The organism is Pseudomonas lini (genome assembly GCF_964063345.1).
In the GTDB taxonomy this organism is placed as follows: Bacteria; Pseudomonadota; Gammaproteobacteria; order Pseudomonadales; family Pseudomonadaceae; genus Aquipseudomonas; species Aquipseudomonas lini_B.
Genome location: NZ_OZ061318.1, coordinates 2,408,837 through 2,423,927 on the forward strand (window position 1 = coordinate 2,408,837; position 15,091 = coordinate 2,423,927).

General features: G+C 60.0%; 15 protein-coding genes. 9 read left to right on the plus strand and 6 right to left on the minus strand.

The window, feature by feature from the left end; all coding sequences use genetic code 11:
* Positions 1-169: 169 nt before the first annotated feature.
* The 4 genes from AB3226_RS10840 to lnt are packed head-to-tail and all read left to right on the plus strand — an operon-like array spanning position 170 to position 4,056.
* Entirely contained in the window at positions 170-1,186 is a 1,017-nt protein-coding gene (locus tag AB3226_RS10840) for a PhoH family protein (protein WP_367373072.1), read from the plus strand.
* Positions 1,179-1,673, plus strand: coding sequence for an rRNA maturation RNase YbeY (gene ybeY, locus AB3226_RS10845; protein ID WP_367373073.1), 495 nt, complete (start codon positions 1,179-1,181; stop codon positions 1,671-1,673). Before AB3226_RS10840 ends, ybeY begins: the two co-directional genes overlap by 8 nt.
* Positions 1,674-1,678: 5 nt before the next feature.
* Positions 1,679-2,518: an HlyC/CorC family transporter gene (locus AB3226_RS10850; protein WP_007894419.1), complete on the plus strand. Its 840-nt coding sequence runs from the start codon at positions 1,679-1,681 to the stop codon at positions 2,516-2,518.
* 14 nt (positions 2,519-2,532) lie between these two features.
* Complete coding sequence (gene lnt / locus AB3226_RS10855) at positions 2,533-4,056, plus strand: apolipoprotein N-acyltransferase (protein ID WP_367373074.1); 1,524 nt, start codon at positions 2,533-2,535, stop codon at positions 4,054-4,056.
* Positions 4,057-4,212: 156 nt separating this feature from the next.
* Here the strand turns inward: lnt and AB3226_RS10860 are convergent, their stop codons facing one another.
* Together AB3226_RS10860 and AB3226_RS10865 are read right to left on the minus strand one after the other, a co-directional pair.
* Positions 4,213-4,974 (minus strand): YdcF family protein, encoded by a 762-nt coding sequence (locus tag AB3226_RS10860; RefSeq protein WP_367373075.1) that lies wholly within the window; start codon positions 4,972-4,974, stop codon positions 4,213-4,215.
* 104 nt (positions 4,975-5,078) lie between these two features.
* Positions 5,079-5,399 (minus strand): hypothetical protein, encoded by a 321-nt coding sequence (locus AB3226_RS10865; RefSeq protein ID WP_367373076.1) that lies wholly within the window; start codon positions 5,397-5,399, stop codon positions 5,079-5,081.
* A 280-nt stretch (positions 5,400-5,679) separates the two neighbouring features.
* Here AB3226_RS10865 and leuS point away from each other — a divergent pair, with 280 nt between their 5' ends.
* From leuS to AB3226_RS10890, 5 genes are all read left to right on the plus strand, one after another.
* Complete coding sequence (leuS, locus tag AB3226_RS10870; protein ID WP_367373077.1) at positions 5,680-8,286, plus strand: leucine--tRNA ligase; 2,607 nt, start codon at positions 5,680-5,682, stop codon at positions 8,284-8,286.
* An 89-nt stretch (positions 8,287-8,375) separates the two neighbouring features.
* The gene (gene lptE, locus AB3226_RS10875) at positions 8,376-8,981 is read left to right on the plus strand and encodes an LPS assembly lipoprotein LptE (RefSeq protein WP_367373078.1); all 606 of its coding nucleotides are present in this window, start codon (positions 8,376-8,378) and stop codon (positions 8,979-8,981) included.
* A 39-nt stretch (positions 8,982-9,020) separates the two neighbouring features.
* Positions 9,021-10,058: a DNA polymerase III subunit delta gene (gene holA, locus AB3226_RS10880; protein WP_367373079.1), complete on the plus strand. Its 1,038-nt coding sequence runs from the start codon at positions 9,021-9,023 to the stop codon at positions 10,056-10,058.
* Positions 10,059-10,292: 234 nt separating this feature from the next.
* Positions 10,293-10,457: an alternative ribosome rescue factor ArfA gene (gene arfA / locus AB3226_RS10885; protein ID WP_003176285.1), complete on the plus strand. Its 165-nt coding sequence runs from the start codon at positions 10,293-10,295 to the stop codon at positions 10,455-10,457.
* A 62-nt stretch (positions 10,458-10,519) separates the two neighbouring features.
* Positions 10,520-11,842, plus strand: coding sequence for a lytic murein transglycosylase (locus AB3226_RS10890; protein WP_367373080.1), 1,323 nt, complete (start codon positions 10,520-10,522; stop codon positions 11,840-11,842).
* A 115-nt stretch (positions 11,843-11,957) separates the two neighbouring features.
* Here AB3226_RS10890 and AB3226_RS10895 read toward each other — a convergent pair whose 3' ends face one another.
* The 4 genes from AB3226_RS10895 to AB3226_RS10910 form a co-directional block, all read right to left on the minus strand.
* The gene (locus AB3226_RS10895; protein WP_367373081.1) at positions 11,958-12,908 is read right to left on the minus strand and encodes an LD-carboxypeptidase; all 951 of its coding nucleotides are present in this window, start codon (positions 12,906-12,908) and stop codon (positions 11,958-11,960) included.
* Positions 12,909-13,079: 171 nt separating this feature from the next.
* Entirely contained in the window at positions 13,080-14,078 is a 999-nt protein-coding gene (gene lipA, locus AB3226_RS10900) for a lipoyl synthase (RefSeq protein ID WP_161794746.1), read from the minus strand.
* Between the two features lie 25 nt (positions 14,079-14,103).
* Complete coding sequence (gene lipB / locus AB3226_RS10905) at positions 14,104-14,751, minus strand: lipoyl(octanoyl) transferase LipB (RefSeq protein WP_183682885.1); 648 nt, start codon at positions 14,749-14,751, stop codon at positions 14,104-14,106.
* Positions 14,751-15,026 carry a DUF493 domain-containing protein gene (locus AB3226_RS10910; protein WP_038981383.1) on the minus strand — a complete coding sequence of 92 codons (276 nt, stop codon included), beginning with the start codon at positions 15,024-15,026 and terminating at the stop codon, positions 14,751-14,753. The genes lipB and AB3226_RS10910 overlap by 1 nt, the downstream gene beginning before the upstream one ends.
* Positions 15,027-15,091 lie beyond the last annotated feature (65 nt).

Below are 15,091 nucleotides of genomic sequence, written 5' to 3' on the forward strand. Positions count from 1 at the left end.
GATGGCTACACCGCGGTCCGTCGGACAAACCGCGTTATCGTTCATCGCGGGCAAGCCCGGCTCCCACAGGGACGGTGACTGACTTTGCGATATTTAAGAGCTTTCGCACCCAGGCGACTGGCGCTATCCTTGATTCATCATAATTGCCCCAGGGCGGCTAAATACGACCTTGAACGCACCCATAGAACCACATCGTTTCATCCTCGAGCCTTTTGAAGCTCGCCGCTTCGCCAATTTGTGCGGGCAATTCGACGAGCATCTGCGCTTGATCGAACAGCGCCTCGCTATCGAGATCCGCAACCGTGGAAACCAGTTCGAACTGATCGGCGAGCCCAAGCACACTACCTCCGCGGAAAACCTGCTGCGCCGCCTGTACCGGGAAACCAAAGGTACCGAGCTGTCGCCAGACACTGTTCACCTGTTTCTGCAGGAATCGGCCGTCGAGGAACTGGACAACCACTCCCCCGCCGAACCGTCCGTCGCCTTGCGCACCAAGAAAGGCATGATTCGCCCTCGCGGCTTGAATCAGCTGCGCTATGTGAAGGAAATCCTCGGTAACGATATCAATTTCGGCATCGGCCCGGCCGGTACCGGCAAGACCTATCTGGCCGTTGCCTGCGCGGTAGACGCGCTGGAGCGCGAGCAGATTCGCCGCATTCTGCTGGTTCGTCCGGCGGTTGAAGCGGGCGAAAAGCTCGGCTTCCTGCCCGGCGACCTGTCCCAGAAAATCGACCCGTACCTGCGCCCGCTCTACGACGCGCTCTACGAAATGCTCGGTTTCGAATACGTCGCCAAGCTGATCGAGCGTCAAGTAATCGAAGTCGCACCGCTGGCCTACATGCGCGGTCGTACGCTGAACAACAGTTTCATCATCCTCGACGAAAGCCAGAACACCACCGTCGAGCAGATGAAGATGTTTCTGACCCGGATCGGCTTCGGCTCCACCGCCGTCATCACGGGTGACATCACCCAGGTCGACCTGCCGAAAGGCACCAAGTCCGGGCTGCATCACGTGATCGAGGTGTTGAAAGACGTACCGGGTATCAGCTTCACCCACTTCATGCCCAAGGACGTGGTGCGCCATCCGCTGGTGCAGCGCATTGTCGAAGCCTACGAGCGCTTCGAAAATCGCACAGCCGACGAACCGGCGAAGCTCTCTCCCAAGGACACTCGCCCCGATGCTTGAGCTTGATCTGCAACTGGCTACCGAAGCGTCTGCCCCAAGCGAAGCCGAATTCCGTCAATGGTGCGAACTGGCCCTGCGCCAGCGTACTGCCGACTCCGAAATGACCATCCGTTTGGTCGACGAAGAGGAAGCCCGTGAACTGAACTTCACCTGGAGGCAGAAGGACTACGCCACCAACGTTTTGTCGTTTCCGGCCGATGTTCCCGATGAGTTTCTCGACATTCCCTTGCTCGGCGATCTGGTGATCTGCGTAGCAGTGGTCGAGCGCGAAGCGGCGGAACAAGGCAAGGAATTAACGGCCCACTGGGCGCATCTGGTCATTCACGGCTGCTTGCATCTGCTTGGTTACGACCATATAGATGACGATGAAGCCGAAGAAATGGAAGCACTGGAACGAACGTTGCTTGCAGAACTGGGTCATCCTGACCCTTATGCGGACGACGAAACAGACACATCCCCTACCGTAACAACAAAGGATTCAGAGTAATCGCTATGAGCGAAGATCGATCGAGCAACGGGCAGAAGTCATGGCTGGGTAAGCTCACCCAGGCTTTTGCCCACGAGCCGAAGAACCGTCAGGAGCTGCTGGAGCTGCTGCGCGATGCACATCAAAACAAGTTGCTGGACAGCGAAGCGCTGGCCATCGTCGAAGGCGCCATCCAGGTTGCTGACCTGCAAGTACGGGACATCATGGTCCCGCGCTCGCAGATGATCAGCATCAAGGCGACCCAGACACCCCGCGAGTTCCTGCCGGCCGTTGTCGACTCGGCCCACTCCCGCTACCCGGTGATCGGTGAAAGCCACGATGACGTGATGGGCGTGTTGCTGGCCAAGGACTTGCTGCCGTTGATCCTCAAGGAAAACGGTGACAGCTTCAACATCAAGGACCTGCTGCGCCCGGCCACGTTCGTGCCCGAGTCCAAGCGCCTGAATGTGCTGCTGCGCGAGTTTCGCGCCAACCATAACCACATGGCCATCGTCATTGACGAATACGGCGGTGTGGCCGGCCTGGTGACCATCGAAGACGTGCTGGAACAGATCGTCGGCGACATCGAAGACGAGCACGACGTCGAAGAAGACAGCTACATCAAGCCGCTGCCCAGCGGTGACTTCCTGATCAAGGCCCTGACGCCGATCGATAACTTCAACGAGTTCTTCGACAGCGAATTCTCCGACGATGAATTCGACACCGTCGGCGGTTTAGTGATGAGCGCGTTCGGGCACTTGCCAAAACGCAACGAAATCACTGAAATCGGCGCCTATCGCTTCCGCATCCTGAACGCCGACAGCCGTCGGATTCATTTGCTGCGCTTGACACCTATCGCCCGGTAATTCTAAGGACTGAAATGCTCCGTATCACCCGCCCCGGCTGGCCCGGTAACCTGCTGGCCGTGGCGGCCGGTGCACTCACCACCCTGGCCCTGGCGCCGTTCGATATCTGGCCGCTGGCATTGCTGGCGGTCGGTTTCTTTTACGCCGGTTTGCGTGAACTGAGCCCCCGCCAAGCCTTGGGCCGTGGCTGGTGTTTCGGTTTCGGCCTGTTTGCCGCGGGCACTAGCTGGATCTACTACAGCATCCACAACTTTGGCGGCGCCTCGGTGCTGCTGGCCGGATTCTTGATGCTGCTCTTCACCGCGGCGATTGCCTGGTTCTTCGCCCTGCCCGCCTGGATTTGGGCGCGCTGGCTGCGCCGTAACGAGGCACCGCTGGCCGATGCCTTGGCATTTGCGGCGTTGTGGGTGGGTCAGGAAGCCTTTCGCGGCTGGTTCCTTACCGGTTTCCCATGGCTCTATTCCGGTTACAGCCAGCTCGATGGCCCCTTGGCCGGGCTCGCGCCGGTCGGCGGAATGTGGCTGATTTCCTTCACCCTGGCCCTGACGGCTGCACTGCTCTACAACGCTATGCGACTGGTGCGCACTGGCCGTAAAGGCTTCATCGCTGTCGGCGTGTTGCTGCTGGCTGGCCCATGGGTGGCCGGCATGGCGCTCAAGGAACATGCCTGGACCAGCCCGGCGGGCGCACCACTGAGCGTCGCGGCGCTTCAGGGCAACATTGAACAAAGCATGAAATGGGACCCGTCGCAGCTCAATGCGCAGTTGGCGCTGTACCGCGACATGAGCTTGAGCTCCAAACGCGTCGACCTGCTGATTTGGCCGGAAACGGCGGTCCCTGTGCTCAAGGAGTCCGCCGAGGGCTACCTGAACATGATGGGAAGTTTCGCCGCCGAGCGTAAATCCGCGTTGATTACCGGTGTGCCGATTCGCCAGGTAGTCCACCACGAGAAGCGCTTCTTCAACGGCATTACCGTTGTCGGTGAAGGCGATGGCACTTATCTGAAGCAGAAACTGGTGCCGTTCGGCGAATACGTTCCATTGCAGGAAGTCTTGCGCGGCCTGATCGCTTTCTTCGACCTGCCCATGTCCGACTTTGCCCGTGGGCCGGCCGATCAAGCGCTGCTACAAGCCAAGGGTTATCAGATTGCGCCGTTCATCTGCTACGAAGTGGTCTACCCGGAATTCGCCGCAGGCCTCGCCGCCCGCAGCGATTTGCTGCTGACCATCAGCAACGACACCTGGTTCGGCACCTCGATCGGCCCTCTGCAACATTTGCAGATGGCGCAGATGCGCGCACTTGAGGCCGGTCGCTGGATGATCCGCGCCACCAACAACGGCGTGACCGGTTTGATCAACCCGTTTGGCCAGATCACTGCGCAGATCCCGCAGTTTGAACGCGGCATTCTATACGGCGAAGTGGTGCCAATGCACAACCTGACGCCGTACCTGCAATGGCGTTCGTGGCCGTTAATCATTGTTTGCGTGTTGTTGTTTGGCTGGGCGTTAGTGGCCAACCGGATGGCGAAAACTGTTTAAGTTCCGTGGCGAGGGAGCTTGCTCCCGTTGGGCTGCGCAGCAGCCCCAAACCCTGCAATCCAATTCTGGCTGATACACCGCATTAACCCATATTGCGGCTGCTACGCAGCCGAACGGGAGCAAGCTCCCTCGCCACAGGTTCTATATTCGGCACTTCTATCGATAAAACAACGAATACCCGATCTGCCCCACCGCCTCATTCATCAACTGCCCGCTCTGCCAGATCGATTTGAATTCCGGCATCCAGCCGCCCAGCGGCCGGGCATTGTCCACGCCTAAAAACCCCACTGGCGCTGGCACCACTTCAAATCCGGCCTGCTGAAAACTCCAGACCGCTCGCGGCATGTGCCAGGCCTGAGTCACGACCACCACCCGCTTGATCCCCTCTGGCAACAACACCTGGGCGCTGAGTTGCGCGTTTTCCCAGGTCGTGCGGCTGCGCCCTTCCTGCCAGCGCACCGTCACGCCAAAATCATCGAGCAATGAGTCCGCCATCAGTTTCGCTTCGGTCGGTGGCGTGCCGTAATGCAGACCACCACTGGTCAGAATCGGCAAGCCGGACGCCTTGGCCAGGCGCGCGGCATAGCGCTCGCGCCCCAGGCCTACGCCGGTCGGCTGGTCGACACCCCAGGCCGGGTCGCCACGCTCACGTCCTGAACCCAGCACCACGATCGCATCGGCCCGTCGGCCCAAGGTTGCCCATTCCTCGCGCGTCAGCGACGGCTCGCGCTCCAGGGCCTTGGCACTCCACTCCACCATCACTGGCAGGCTCATCAACCAGAAGCCGCCTACGCCCAGGACGAAACACAACCCCGCCAGCCTCGGCCTTGAGCGGCGCCACCACCAGGCAAGCACCAGCAACAGCAATAAAATGCCGGGCGGCAGTAGAAGTTGTTTAATGAAATAACGAAAAGGCATCGGGCATCTCCATAGATGCCCGAAGCCTAGGTGGATTGACACAATGCGACAACAAATGTGGAAGGACTTTGCTTCAAAAAAGCATATCCCACGGCTCAGTGCCCTTACTTGAATTGCAAAGACCGGACCTTTACCGAGCCTTTGCCGGGTGCCTTGTCCTTGAGCCAGATGATCTTGGCCGAACGTGGTGCTTCGAGTTGCTTCACTGCTGCTGACAAGCATCCGTGCGTCTCACGCTCACTGCGGTCCAGGTACGCCTTGACCAGTTCAAACTCTGCGGGGCTCAAGCCACGCAGCTCCAGCTCCAGGGGGCGCTCATCGCGAAGCCGACCGGCGGTTTTGGCCACATCCAAGGCCATTGCGAGACGGTCTATCAGTCTTTCGTACAGCTCCGGTTTTGTAGCATTTTGCTGTGACTCAACCATCCATCACCTCATTGAAGATAAGACTCACTCCCCTTTTAGAGCTTAGCCTCACTGAAAAAACCGGCTGAGTGCCGCGACCAACGGCCCTCGGGACGGGTATTCGCTGCGTCCTTGCGTGTAATCAGGGTTTCCCTCGGTAGAGCGCGGTCATGTATGCTACGGCGCTTCCTGTAACTCCACTTCCAGCTCGCCTGGACACCGAAACGTCGATTTGGCGTTATCACCGTCCAGCGTTGCATTGAAGAGGATTAGGCCACCCCTATTCAGTTCAAAAGTAGCCATGCACGAACAATATCAGCCCCGTGAAATCGAAGCCGCCGCCCAGTCGTTCTGGGACGAGCAAAAGTCCTTTGAAGTCAGTGAACAGCCAGGCAAGGAGACGTTCTACTGCCTGTCGATGTTCCCTTACCCCAGCGGCAAGCTACACATGGGGCACGTGCGCAACTACACCATCGGCGACGTGATCTCCCGCTACCAGCGCATGCAAGGCAAGAACGTCCTGCAACCCATGGGTTGGGACGCCTTCGGCATGCCGGCGGAAAACGCCGCGATGAAGAACAACGTAGCGCCCGCCAAGTGGACCTACGAAAACATCGCCTACATGAAAACCCAGCTGCGCAGCCTGGGCCTGGCGGTGGACTGGTCGCGTGAAGTGACCACCTGCAAGCCCGATTACTACCGCTGGGAACAATGGCTGTTCACTCGCCTGTTCGAAAAAGGCGTGATTTACAAGAAAAGCGGCACCGTGAACTGGGACCCGGTCGACCAGACCGTTCTGGCCAATGAGCAAGTGATCGACGGTCGCGGCTGGCGTTCCGGCGCGCTGATTGAAAAGCGCGAAATCCCGATGTACTACTTCAAGATCACCGCCTACGCGGATGAGCTGCTGGAAAGCCTCGACGAACTGACGGGCTGGCCTGAGCAGGTCAAGACCATGCAGCGCAACTGGATCGGCAAATCCCGCGGCATGGAAGTGCAGTTCCCGTTCGACGTCGCCTCCATTGGCGAAACCGGCGTGCTGAAAGTATTCACCACCCGTCCAGACACCCTGATGGGCGCGACCTACGTTGCCGTGGCCGCCGAACACCATTTGGCTACCCTGGCCGCACAGAACAACCCTGAGCTGCAAGCGTTCATCGCTGAATGCAAGGGCGGCAGCGTCGCCGAAGCCGACGTCGCCACTCAAGAGAAAAAAGGTCTGCCGACCTCGCTGTTCGTCGAACACCCACTGACCGGTGAAAAACTCCCGGTATGGGTCGCCAACTACGTGCTGATGCATTACGGCGATGGCGCGGTGATGGCTGTTCCGGCTCACGATGAGCGTGATTTCGAGTTCGCCACCAAGTACAACCTGCCGATCAAATCCGTGGTGCGCACAAGTTCCGGCGACACCAGCCCGGCCCCTTGGCAGGATGCGTACGGCGAGCACGGCACGCTGATCAACTCCGGCGAACTCGACGGCCTCGACTTCGCAGGCGCCTTCGACGCCATGGAAGTGGCGCTGATCAAGAAAAACCTCGGCGCCTCGCGCACCCAGTTCCGCCTGCGCGACTGGGGCATCAGCCGTCAGCGCTACTGGGGCTGCCCGATCCCGATCATCCACTGCGACACCTGCGGTGATGTGCCGGTCCCGGAAGATCAACTGCCCGTGGTGCTGCCGGAAGACGTCGTACCGGATGGTGCTGGTTCGCCATTGGCACGCATGCCCGAGTTCTACGAGTGCACCTGCCCGAAATGCGGCGCACCGGCCAAGCGTGAAACCGACACCATGGACACCTTTGTCGAGTCCTCGTGGTACTACGCCCGCTACGCCTCGCCACACTATGAAGGTGGCCTGGTAGACAAAGCGGCTGCCGACCATTGGCTGCCAGTGGATCAGTACATCGGCGGTATCGAACACGCCATTCTTCACCTGCTTTATGCGCGCTTCTTCCACAAGCTGATGCGCGACGAAGGCCTGGTGAGCTCCAACGAGCCGTTCAAGAACCTGCTGACCCAGGGCATGGTGATCGCCGAGACTTACTATCGTCGCGAAGCCAATGGTGCTTACACCTGGTTCAACCCGGCGGACGTGGAACTCGAGCGCGACAGCAAGGCTAAGGTTATTAGCGCCAAGCTGATCGCAGACGGCCTGCCGGTGGAGATCGGCGGCACCGAGAAGATGGCCAAGTCAAAGAACAACGGCGTCGACCCACAGTCGATGATTGACCAGTTCGGCGCAGACACCTGCCGCCTGTTCATGATGTTTGCCTCCCCGCCCGACATGAGCGCGGAATGGTCTGACTCCGGCGTAGAGGGTTCGCACCGCTTCCTCAAACGCGTCTGGCGTCTGGCTCAAGCGCACGTCACTCAGGGCCTTCCGGGCAAACTGGACGTCACCAGCCTGAACGACGAACAGAAAGCCATTCGCCGTTCGATCCACCAGGCCATCAAGCAGGCCAGCCACGACGTCGGCCAGAACCACAAATTCAACACCGCCATCGCCCAAGTGATGACGCTGATGAACGTGCTGGAAAAAGCCGCGCAAGGCACCGAACAGGATCGCGCACTGATTCACGAAGGTCTGGAAGCCGTAGTCCTGCTGCTGGCACCGATCACCCCGCACATCAGCCACGATCTGTGGCATCGACTGGGCCATGCTGACCCGGTAATCGATGCCGGTTGGCCGGTACTGGACGAAAATGCCCTGGTGCAGGACAGCCTGCAGCTTGTCATTCAAGTGAATGGCAAACTGCGCGGCCACATCGAAATGCCGGCCAGCGCCAGCCGCGAAGAAGTCGAAGCTGCCGCACGGGCCAACGAAAACGTCCTGCGCTTCGTCGATGGCCTGACTATTCGCAAAGTGATCGTAGTGCCCGGGAAACTGGTCAATATCGTCGCCAGCTAAATTGGATCGGGCGCCAGGTCATGCCTGGCGCCGAGTAAAACCTTTCGGGCCGCTTGACCGGCCCACATGGTTTCAAGGGGAGCAACAAGATGATCAAACGCAATTTGCTGGTAATGGGCCTTGCAGTCCTGCTGAGTGCCTGCGGCTTCCAGCTGCGCGGCACCGGCACCACCGAACTGGCGATCAAGGAACTCGACCTGAGCGCCCGCAATGCCTACGGCGAAACCGTGACGCAACTGCGTCAGGTGCTGGAAAGCAGCGGCGTCAAGGTCTACAGCGGCGCACCTCACAAACTGGTGCTGACCGATGAGCAGGAAAGCCAGCGCATCCTCAGTTACGCGGGCGCCGGTCGTACTGGCGAGTACCAGATGACCATGGTGTTGAACTACGACATCCAGGGTCAGGGCAACCTGCCACTGCTGAGCGACAAGCTCGAAGTACAGAAAGTCTTCATCCATGACGGCAACAACCTGGTGGGTTCCGATCAGGAAGCCAACGATGCCCGCAAGGAAATGCGTCGTGAACTGGTTCAACGCATGATGCTGCGCCTGCAACAGCTCTCTCCGACCCAGTTGGAACAGCTGCAACAGACCGCTGACGCCAGGGCCAAGGCTGAAGCCGACGCATTGGAAGCAGCGCAGAAGGCTGAAGCGCAGACGCCGCGTCAGTCGCCTGTCGAACTGCCGCAGCAATAAGCCTTACGGGGCGCTCAGGCGCCCCGTTCGCCTCTTCTTATGAAACTCGCCCCCGCCCAACTCGGTAAACACCTGCAAGGCGCCCTCGCGCCGGTCTACGTCATCAGTGGCGATGACCCACTGCTGTGTCAGGAAGCCGCCGACGCCATTCGCGCGGCTGCCCGCCTGCAAGGTTTCGATGAACGCCAGGTCTTTGCCGCTGACGCCAGTTTCGACTGGGGTACGCTGCTGCAGGCCGGCGCCAGCATGTCGCTGTTCGCCGAAAAGCGTCTTCTGGAGCTGCGTCTGCCCTCCGGCAAACCCGGTGACAAAGGCGCGGCGGCATTCATTGAGTATTGCTCGCGCCCGGCCGAAGACACGGTGCTGCTGATCAGCCTGCCCAAGCTTGATGGCAGCGCGCAGAAAACCAAGTGGGGCAAGGCACTGGTCGAAGGTCCGCAGACCCAGTTCGTGCAGATCTGGCCCGTGGACACCAACCAGTTGCCGAGCTGGATCCGTCAACGCCTGTCCCAGGCCGGGCTATCAGCCAGTCAGGACGCCGTCGAACTGATCGCCGCTCGAGTCGAAGGCAACCTGCTGGCTGCCGCCCAGGAGATCGAAAAGCTCAAGCTGATGGCCGAGGGTGGCCAGATCACCGTCGAAACCGTGCAAGCGGCGGTGGCCGACAGCGCGCGTTTCGATGTCTTCGGCCTGACCGATGCGATTCTTAATGGCGAGGCTGCTCACGCCTTGCGCATGCTCGAAGGGTTGCGCGGCGAAGGCGTCGAACCGCCGGTGATTCTCTGGGCGCTGGCCCGGGAGCTGCGCCTGCTGGCCAACCTGTCGCTGCAATACAGCCAGGGCGTGCCGCTGGACAAAGCCTTCAGCCAGGCCAGACCGCCGATCTGGGACAAACGCAAACCGCTGATGAGCAAGGCGCTGCAACGTTACTCGGCGCAACGCTGGGCGCAGTTGCTGCTCGAAGCGCAGCGCATCGACGCGCAGATCAAAGGTCAGGCAGCGGGATCTCCATGGATGAGCCTGAGTCGGTTGACGCTGTTGATGGCCGGTCAGAGATTGTCGCTGCCTGCCGAATAAGGCTTTTGTGGCGAGGGAGCTTGCTCCCGCTGGGTTGCGAAGCGACCCTAAAACCAGTCACCGCGCGTCTTCAGATACTCCTCGGCTATCCGTTTTACGACTGCTACGCAGCCGAACGGGAGCAAGCTCCCTCGCCACAGGTATCATTTCCTACACAATGCGGGGACTAGACAAAACCCCGACTTCGGCCGATGATTTGCCCCGCAAAAAACCACTCACTTGCGAGAAATCATCATGAGCAAAAAGCCATCGAAGCATGGCCCCAACAAGGCCAAATCCATCATCGCCCAGCCACTGTTCCGCAGCCGTCAGGAACGAGCCGGCAAGGGCAAAGGCAGCTACCGCCGCGAAGCCTTCCAGTCTAATAGCTGGGAGGCTTCTTACTTTCTGGCGGCCTGAAAGGCAAGCCATCGCTCAACATGTTAAGGTCTGCACCTGATTCGTATCCTCTGGACCTGTGCATGCCCCTTTGTATTTCCCGTCGTTGGCCCCTTCGCCAACTGATAGCTGCCTCCAGCCTCATTCTGCTTGTCGCCTGCGCGGAAAAACCCACCGCCGCCGACGCCCAACCGCTTCAGACCCGCACCGTTGCGACGGCCCCTGCGATCATTCCGCCGGTGGTTCCGACTGGTGAGAATCTCGACATCCAGCCTACCCAGACCTTTGCCGAATGGCAGGCGGGTTTCCGTAAAGACGCCCTCGCCGCCGGTATTCGCGCCGACCTGTTCGACCGTGCGTTTGCCAATGTCAGCGTGGACGACAGCGTGATCCGTGCCGATCGCAGCCAACCAGAATTTACTCGCCCGGTGTGGGAATACCTCGATGGCGCGCTGTCGCCGTTACGGGTGCGAAAAGGTCAGGCACTGGTCGGCGAGTACGCCGACATCCTGCAAAGCATAGAACAGCGCTATGGCGTCGACCGCCAGGCTCTGGTTGCGGTGTGGGGCATGGAAAGTAACTTTGGTCAGTTCCAGGGCAACAAGTCGGTGATCAACTCCCTGGCGACCCTGGCTTATGAAGGTCGACGTCCGGGCTTTGCTCACGCACAGCTGATCGCTGCCCTGCAAATCCTGCAACAGGGCGATATCGAACCTGAGAAAATGCTCGGTTCCTGGGCCGGCGCCATGGGCCAGACCCAGTTCATTCCGACCACCTACAACACCCACGCCGTGGACTTCGACGGTGATGGCCGCCGGGACATCTGGAACAGCTCCGCAGATGCACTGGCCTCGACCGCGCACTACCTGCAAAGCTCCGGCTGGCAGAAAGGCCAGCCCTGGGGTTTCGAAGCACAGCTGCCGAGCGACTTCAATTACGCCCTGGCCGATGGCACGATTCGCAAGAGCGTTGCCGAATGGCGACAACTGGGGGTGATCCTGCCCAATGGCGCTCAGGTTCCGGCAGGCTCCGAACACCTGTCGGCCGCCCTGCTGCTGCCGGCAGGCTATCGCGGCCCGGCGTTCCTGGTCCTCGATAACTTTCGCGCGATCCTCAAGTACAACAACTCTTCGTCCTACGCCTTGGCCGTGAGTCTGTTGTCCGAGCGTTTCAATGGCGGTGGACTAATCAGCGGTCTATGGCCAAAAGATGACTTGCCGCTAAGCCGTACCGAGCGAATCGAGCTGCAAAACCTGCTAAGCGCCCAGAACTACGACGCAGGGACCGCCGACGGGATTATCGGCGCCAATACCCGCAAAGCAATCCGCAGCGCCCAGCAGTCGTTTGGCTGGCCGGCGGATGGTTATCCGACGCACAAGTTGCTCGAAGGGTTGCGTAGCCGCTAAAAGCATCGCGGGCAAGCCCGCTCCCACAGGTTCATAGGTGATCACAACATTGCGTACACCTTAAACCTTGTGGGAGCGGGCTTGCCCGCGATGACTGACTAACAGGCGACGAACTCTACCGCCTGATCACCACATCCTGCTCCAACACCAACGTCTTGTCCCCCGCATCCAGCCTGACCAGCGCGCCCATCGGCAGCGTCAAATTCGGATCACAATGCCCGCTGCGCCATCCAGATAGCACCGGTATCCGCAAAGGAGCAAAGGTCTGCTTGAGCAACCTCTGCAGCGCAATCGCATCAACCCCTGCCACATCCCCCACCAGAACCCCACGCAGCTTGTGCAGCGTGCCGGCCAGACGCAGATGAGTCAGCAGCCGGTCGATGCGATACAGCGGCTCGTTAATGTCCTCGATGAACAGGATGACGCCCTCGGCATCGATCTCATAAGGCGTGCCCATGGTCGCGGCAATCATTGACAGATTGCCCCCCAGCAAACGTCCGTGAGCGATGCCGGGCTCGATTGTGGTCAACGGCCAGGCCACCGGGTGAGAAAGCACACTGCCCGCCTTTACCTGCCCACGCAGCATATTGAAAAACGAGAACTCGGTGGGTTGCTGCTTGTCACCCAGCAGGTCAGCGTTGAGCATCGGGCCATGGAAGGTCACGAACCCGGCATAACGACTGATAGCCGAGTGCAGTGCAGTAACGTCGCTGTAGCCGATAAACGGCTTGGCGTTGTTGCGTAGTAATTCGAAATCGATGCGATCGAGCAAGCGCGGCGTACCGTAACCGCCACGCAGACAGATGATGGCATCGACCTCGCTGTCGGCGAATGCGCCATGCAAGTCATTGAGCCGCACATCATCGCTGCCGGCCAGGTAGCCATCTTTCTCATAAACACCGGGAAACACCCGCAGCGAATAGCCGCGAGCGCGCATCCAGGCAATGGCTTTATCGGTGTCCAGCGCTGCGGGGCCGGCGGGCGCGATCACGCCGATCAGCCCTGCAGGCGGCAAGGCCGGAACGGGGGCATGAGGACAAAGGGTGTGGGTCGGTCGAGCAGTCATCCATGATTCTCCCTGCGTGAATACTTCAGCACACAGTAGTCAGGAACGGGAATAAACAGAAGAGGGTCAGTCGTACTACGGTTTGCAGGAAAAGGCGGTAATGGCCGTAGGCAACGCCAATGAAAACGCCCGCAAGGGTAAAATCCTTGCGGGCGTTTTCTCATAGCGGGATCAGGACGACATCAGCTCGGCCTTGACCAGTTTCGCCTGCTCGTCGGCATGGTACGAGGAGCGTACCAGCGGACCGGAAGCGACGTTCTTGAAGCCCATCTTGTAACCTTCCTCGGCAAACCAGGCGAAGGTATCCGGGTGCACGAAGCGCTGGACCGGCAGGTGGCTGCGGGACGGTTGCAGGTACTGGCCCAGGGTCAGCATGTCGATGTCGTGTTCGCGCATGCGCTTCATGACTTCGATGACTTCTTCGTCGGTTTCGCCCAGGCCCAGCATCAAACCGGACTTGGTCGGAATGTGCGGCATCATCTGCTTGAAACGTTGCAGCAGGGTCAGCGACCACTGGTAATCCGAACCCGGACGCGCAGCCTTGTACAGGCGCGGCACGGTTTCCAGGTTGTGGTTGAACACATCCGGCGGCTCGGCGGCGGTGATTTCCAGCGCGACGTCCATGCGGCCACGGTAGTCCGGGACCAGGGTTTCGAGCTGTACGTTCGGCGACAGTTTGCGGATTTCGCGGATGCAGTCGGCAAAGTGCTGGGCACCGCCGTCACGCAGGTCGTCGCGATCTACCGAAGTGATTACGACGTACTTGAGTTTCAGATCGGCGATGGCAATAGCCAGGCTTTCCGGCTCGTTGACGTCCAGTGGCTTCGGACGACCATGGCCAACGTCGCAGAACGGGCAGCGACGGGTGCAGATGTCACCCATGATCATGAAGGTTGCGGTGCCGCCGGAGAAGCATTCGCCCAGGTTCGGGCAGGACGCTTCTTCGCACACGCTGTGCAGCTTGTGTTTACGCAGCAGGGCCTTGATGCGGTCGACTTCCGGGGAAACCGGGATGCGCACGCGAATCCAGTCGGGTTTCTTCGGCAGTTCAGTGGTCGGGATGATCTTCACCGGGATGCGTGCAACCTTCTCGGCGCCGCGCAGCTTGACGCCGGCTTCAACCTTGGCACGCGGGGCCGGACGCTCGGTGACATCGAGCGTCGGGATCATGGTTTGCACTGCATCAGTAGTCATATCAGTCGATTCCGCCCGTTAGGGTCGTCTGCTCAGCATAGTCGAGGTGTTTGACGAGCTGCGCGCGCAGCCGGGCACTTACCTCGGCAAATTCAATCGATCCTGCGTGATCGCGCAGCTGGGTCATTGCCAGCCCGGCGTAGCCGCAGGGATTAATCCGTCGAAACGGTTCCAGGTTCATATCCACGTTCAAGGCCAGGCCATGAAAGGAGCAACCGTGGCGGATCCGCAGACCCAGAGAAGCGATTTTCGCGCCATCGACATAGACACCCGGCGCATCCGGCTTGGCCACCGCGGTCACGCCGTAGCTGGCCAGCAGCTCGATCAGGCATTGCTCCATGCGGCTGACCAGGTCACGCACGCCGAACCCCAGCTTACGCACGTCCAGCAACAGGTAGGCCACCAATTGGCCGGGACCGTGGTAAGTCACTTGCCCGCCGCGGTCGACCTTCACCACCGGAATATCCCCGGGCAACAGCAGATGCTCAGCCTTGCCGGCCTGGCCCTGGGTGAACACCGGCGGATGTTCCACCAGCCAGATCTCGTCGGCGGCATCGCTACCGCGTTCGTTGGTGAAGCGCTGCATGGCATGCCAGACCGGCTCGTAAGCCATCTGGCCGAGTTCGCGAAAGCCCAGCGTGCCAGACATCACAGCACCATGTGCACGAAACCGGTAGCCCGCAACTCGCTGTTGATGTCGTACAGCTGTTCCTGGCCGGTGGCGATGATGTGCAACTGGATAGTTGTGTACTTGCCGTTGGTACTCTGCCGTTCGGCAAAAGTTTTGTGGTCAACGGTCGCGTGTTTCTCAAGGATCGCGATGATCTTGTCCTTGAAACCCACACCGGTGTCGCCGATTACCTTGATCGGGTAATCCGCGCAGGGGAATTCGATTTTTGGTGCCTTTACTTCAGTGTCTGTCATGGCGTAACGGCCTCGTAAGCCGTGGCAACGGACACGGCCCCGCTCCGGATTGGAACAGGGCCATG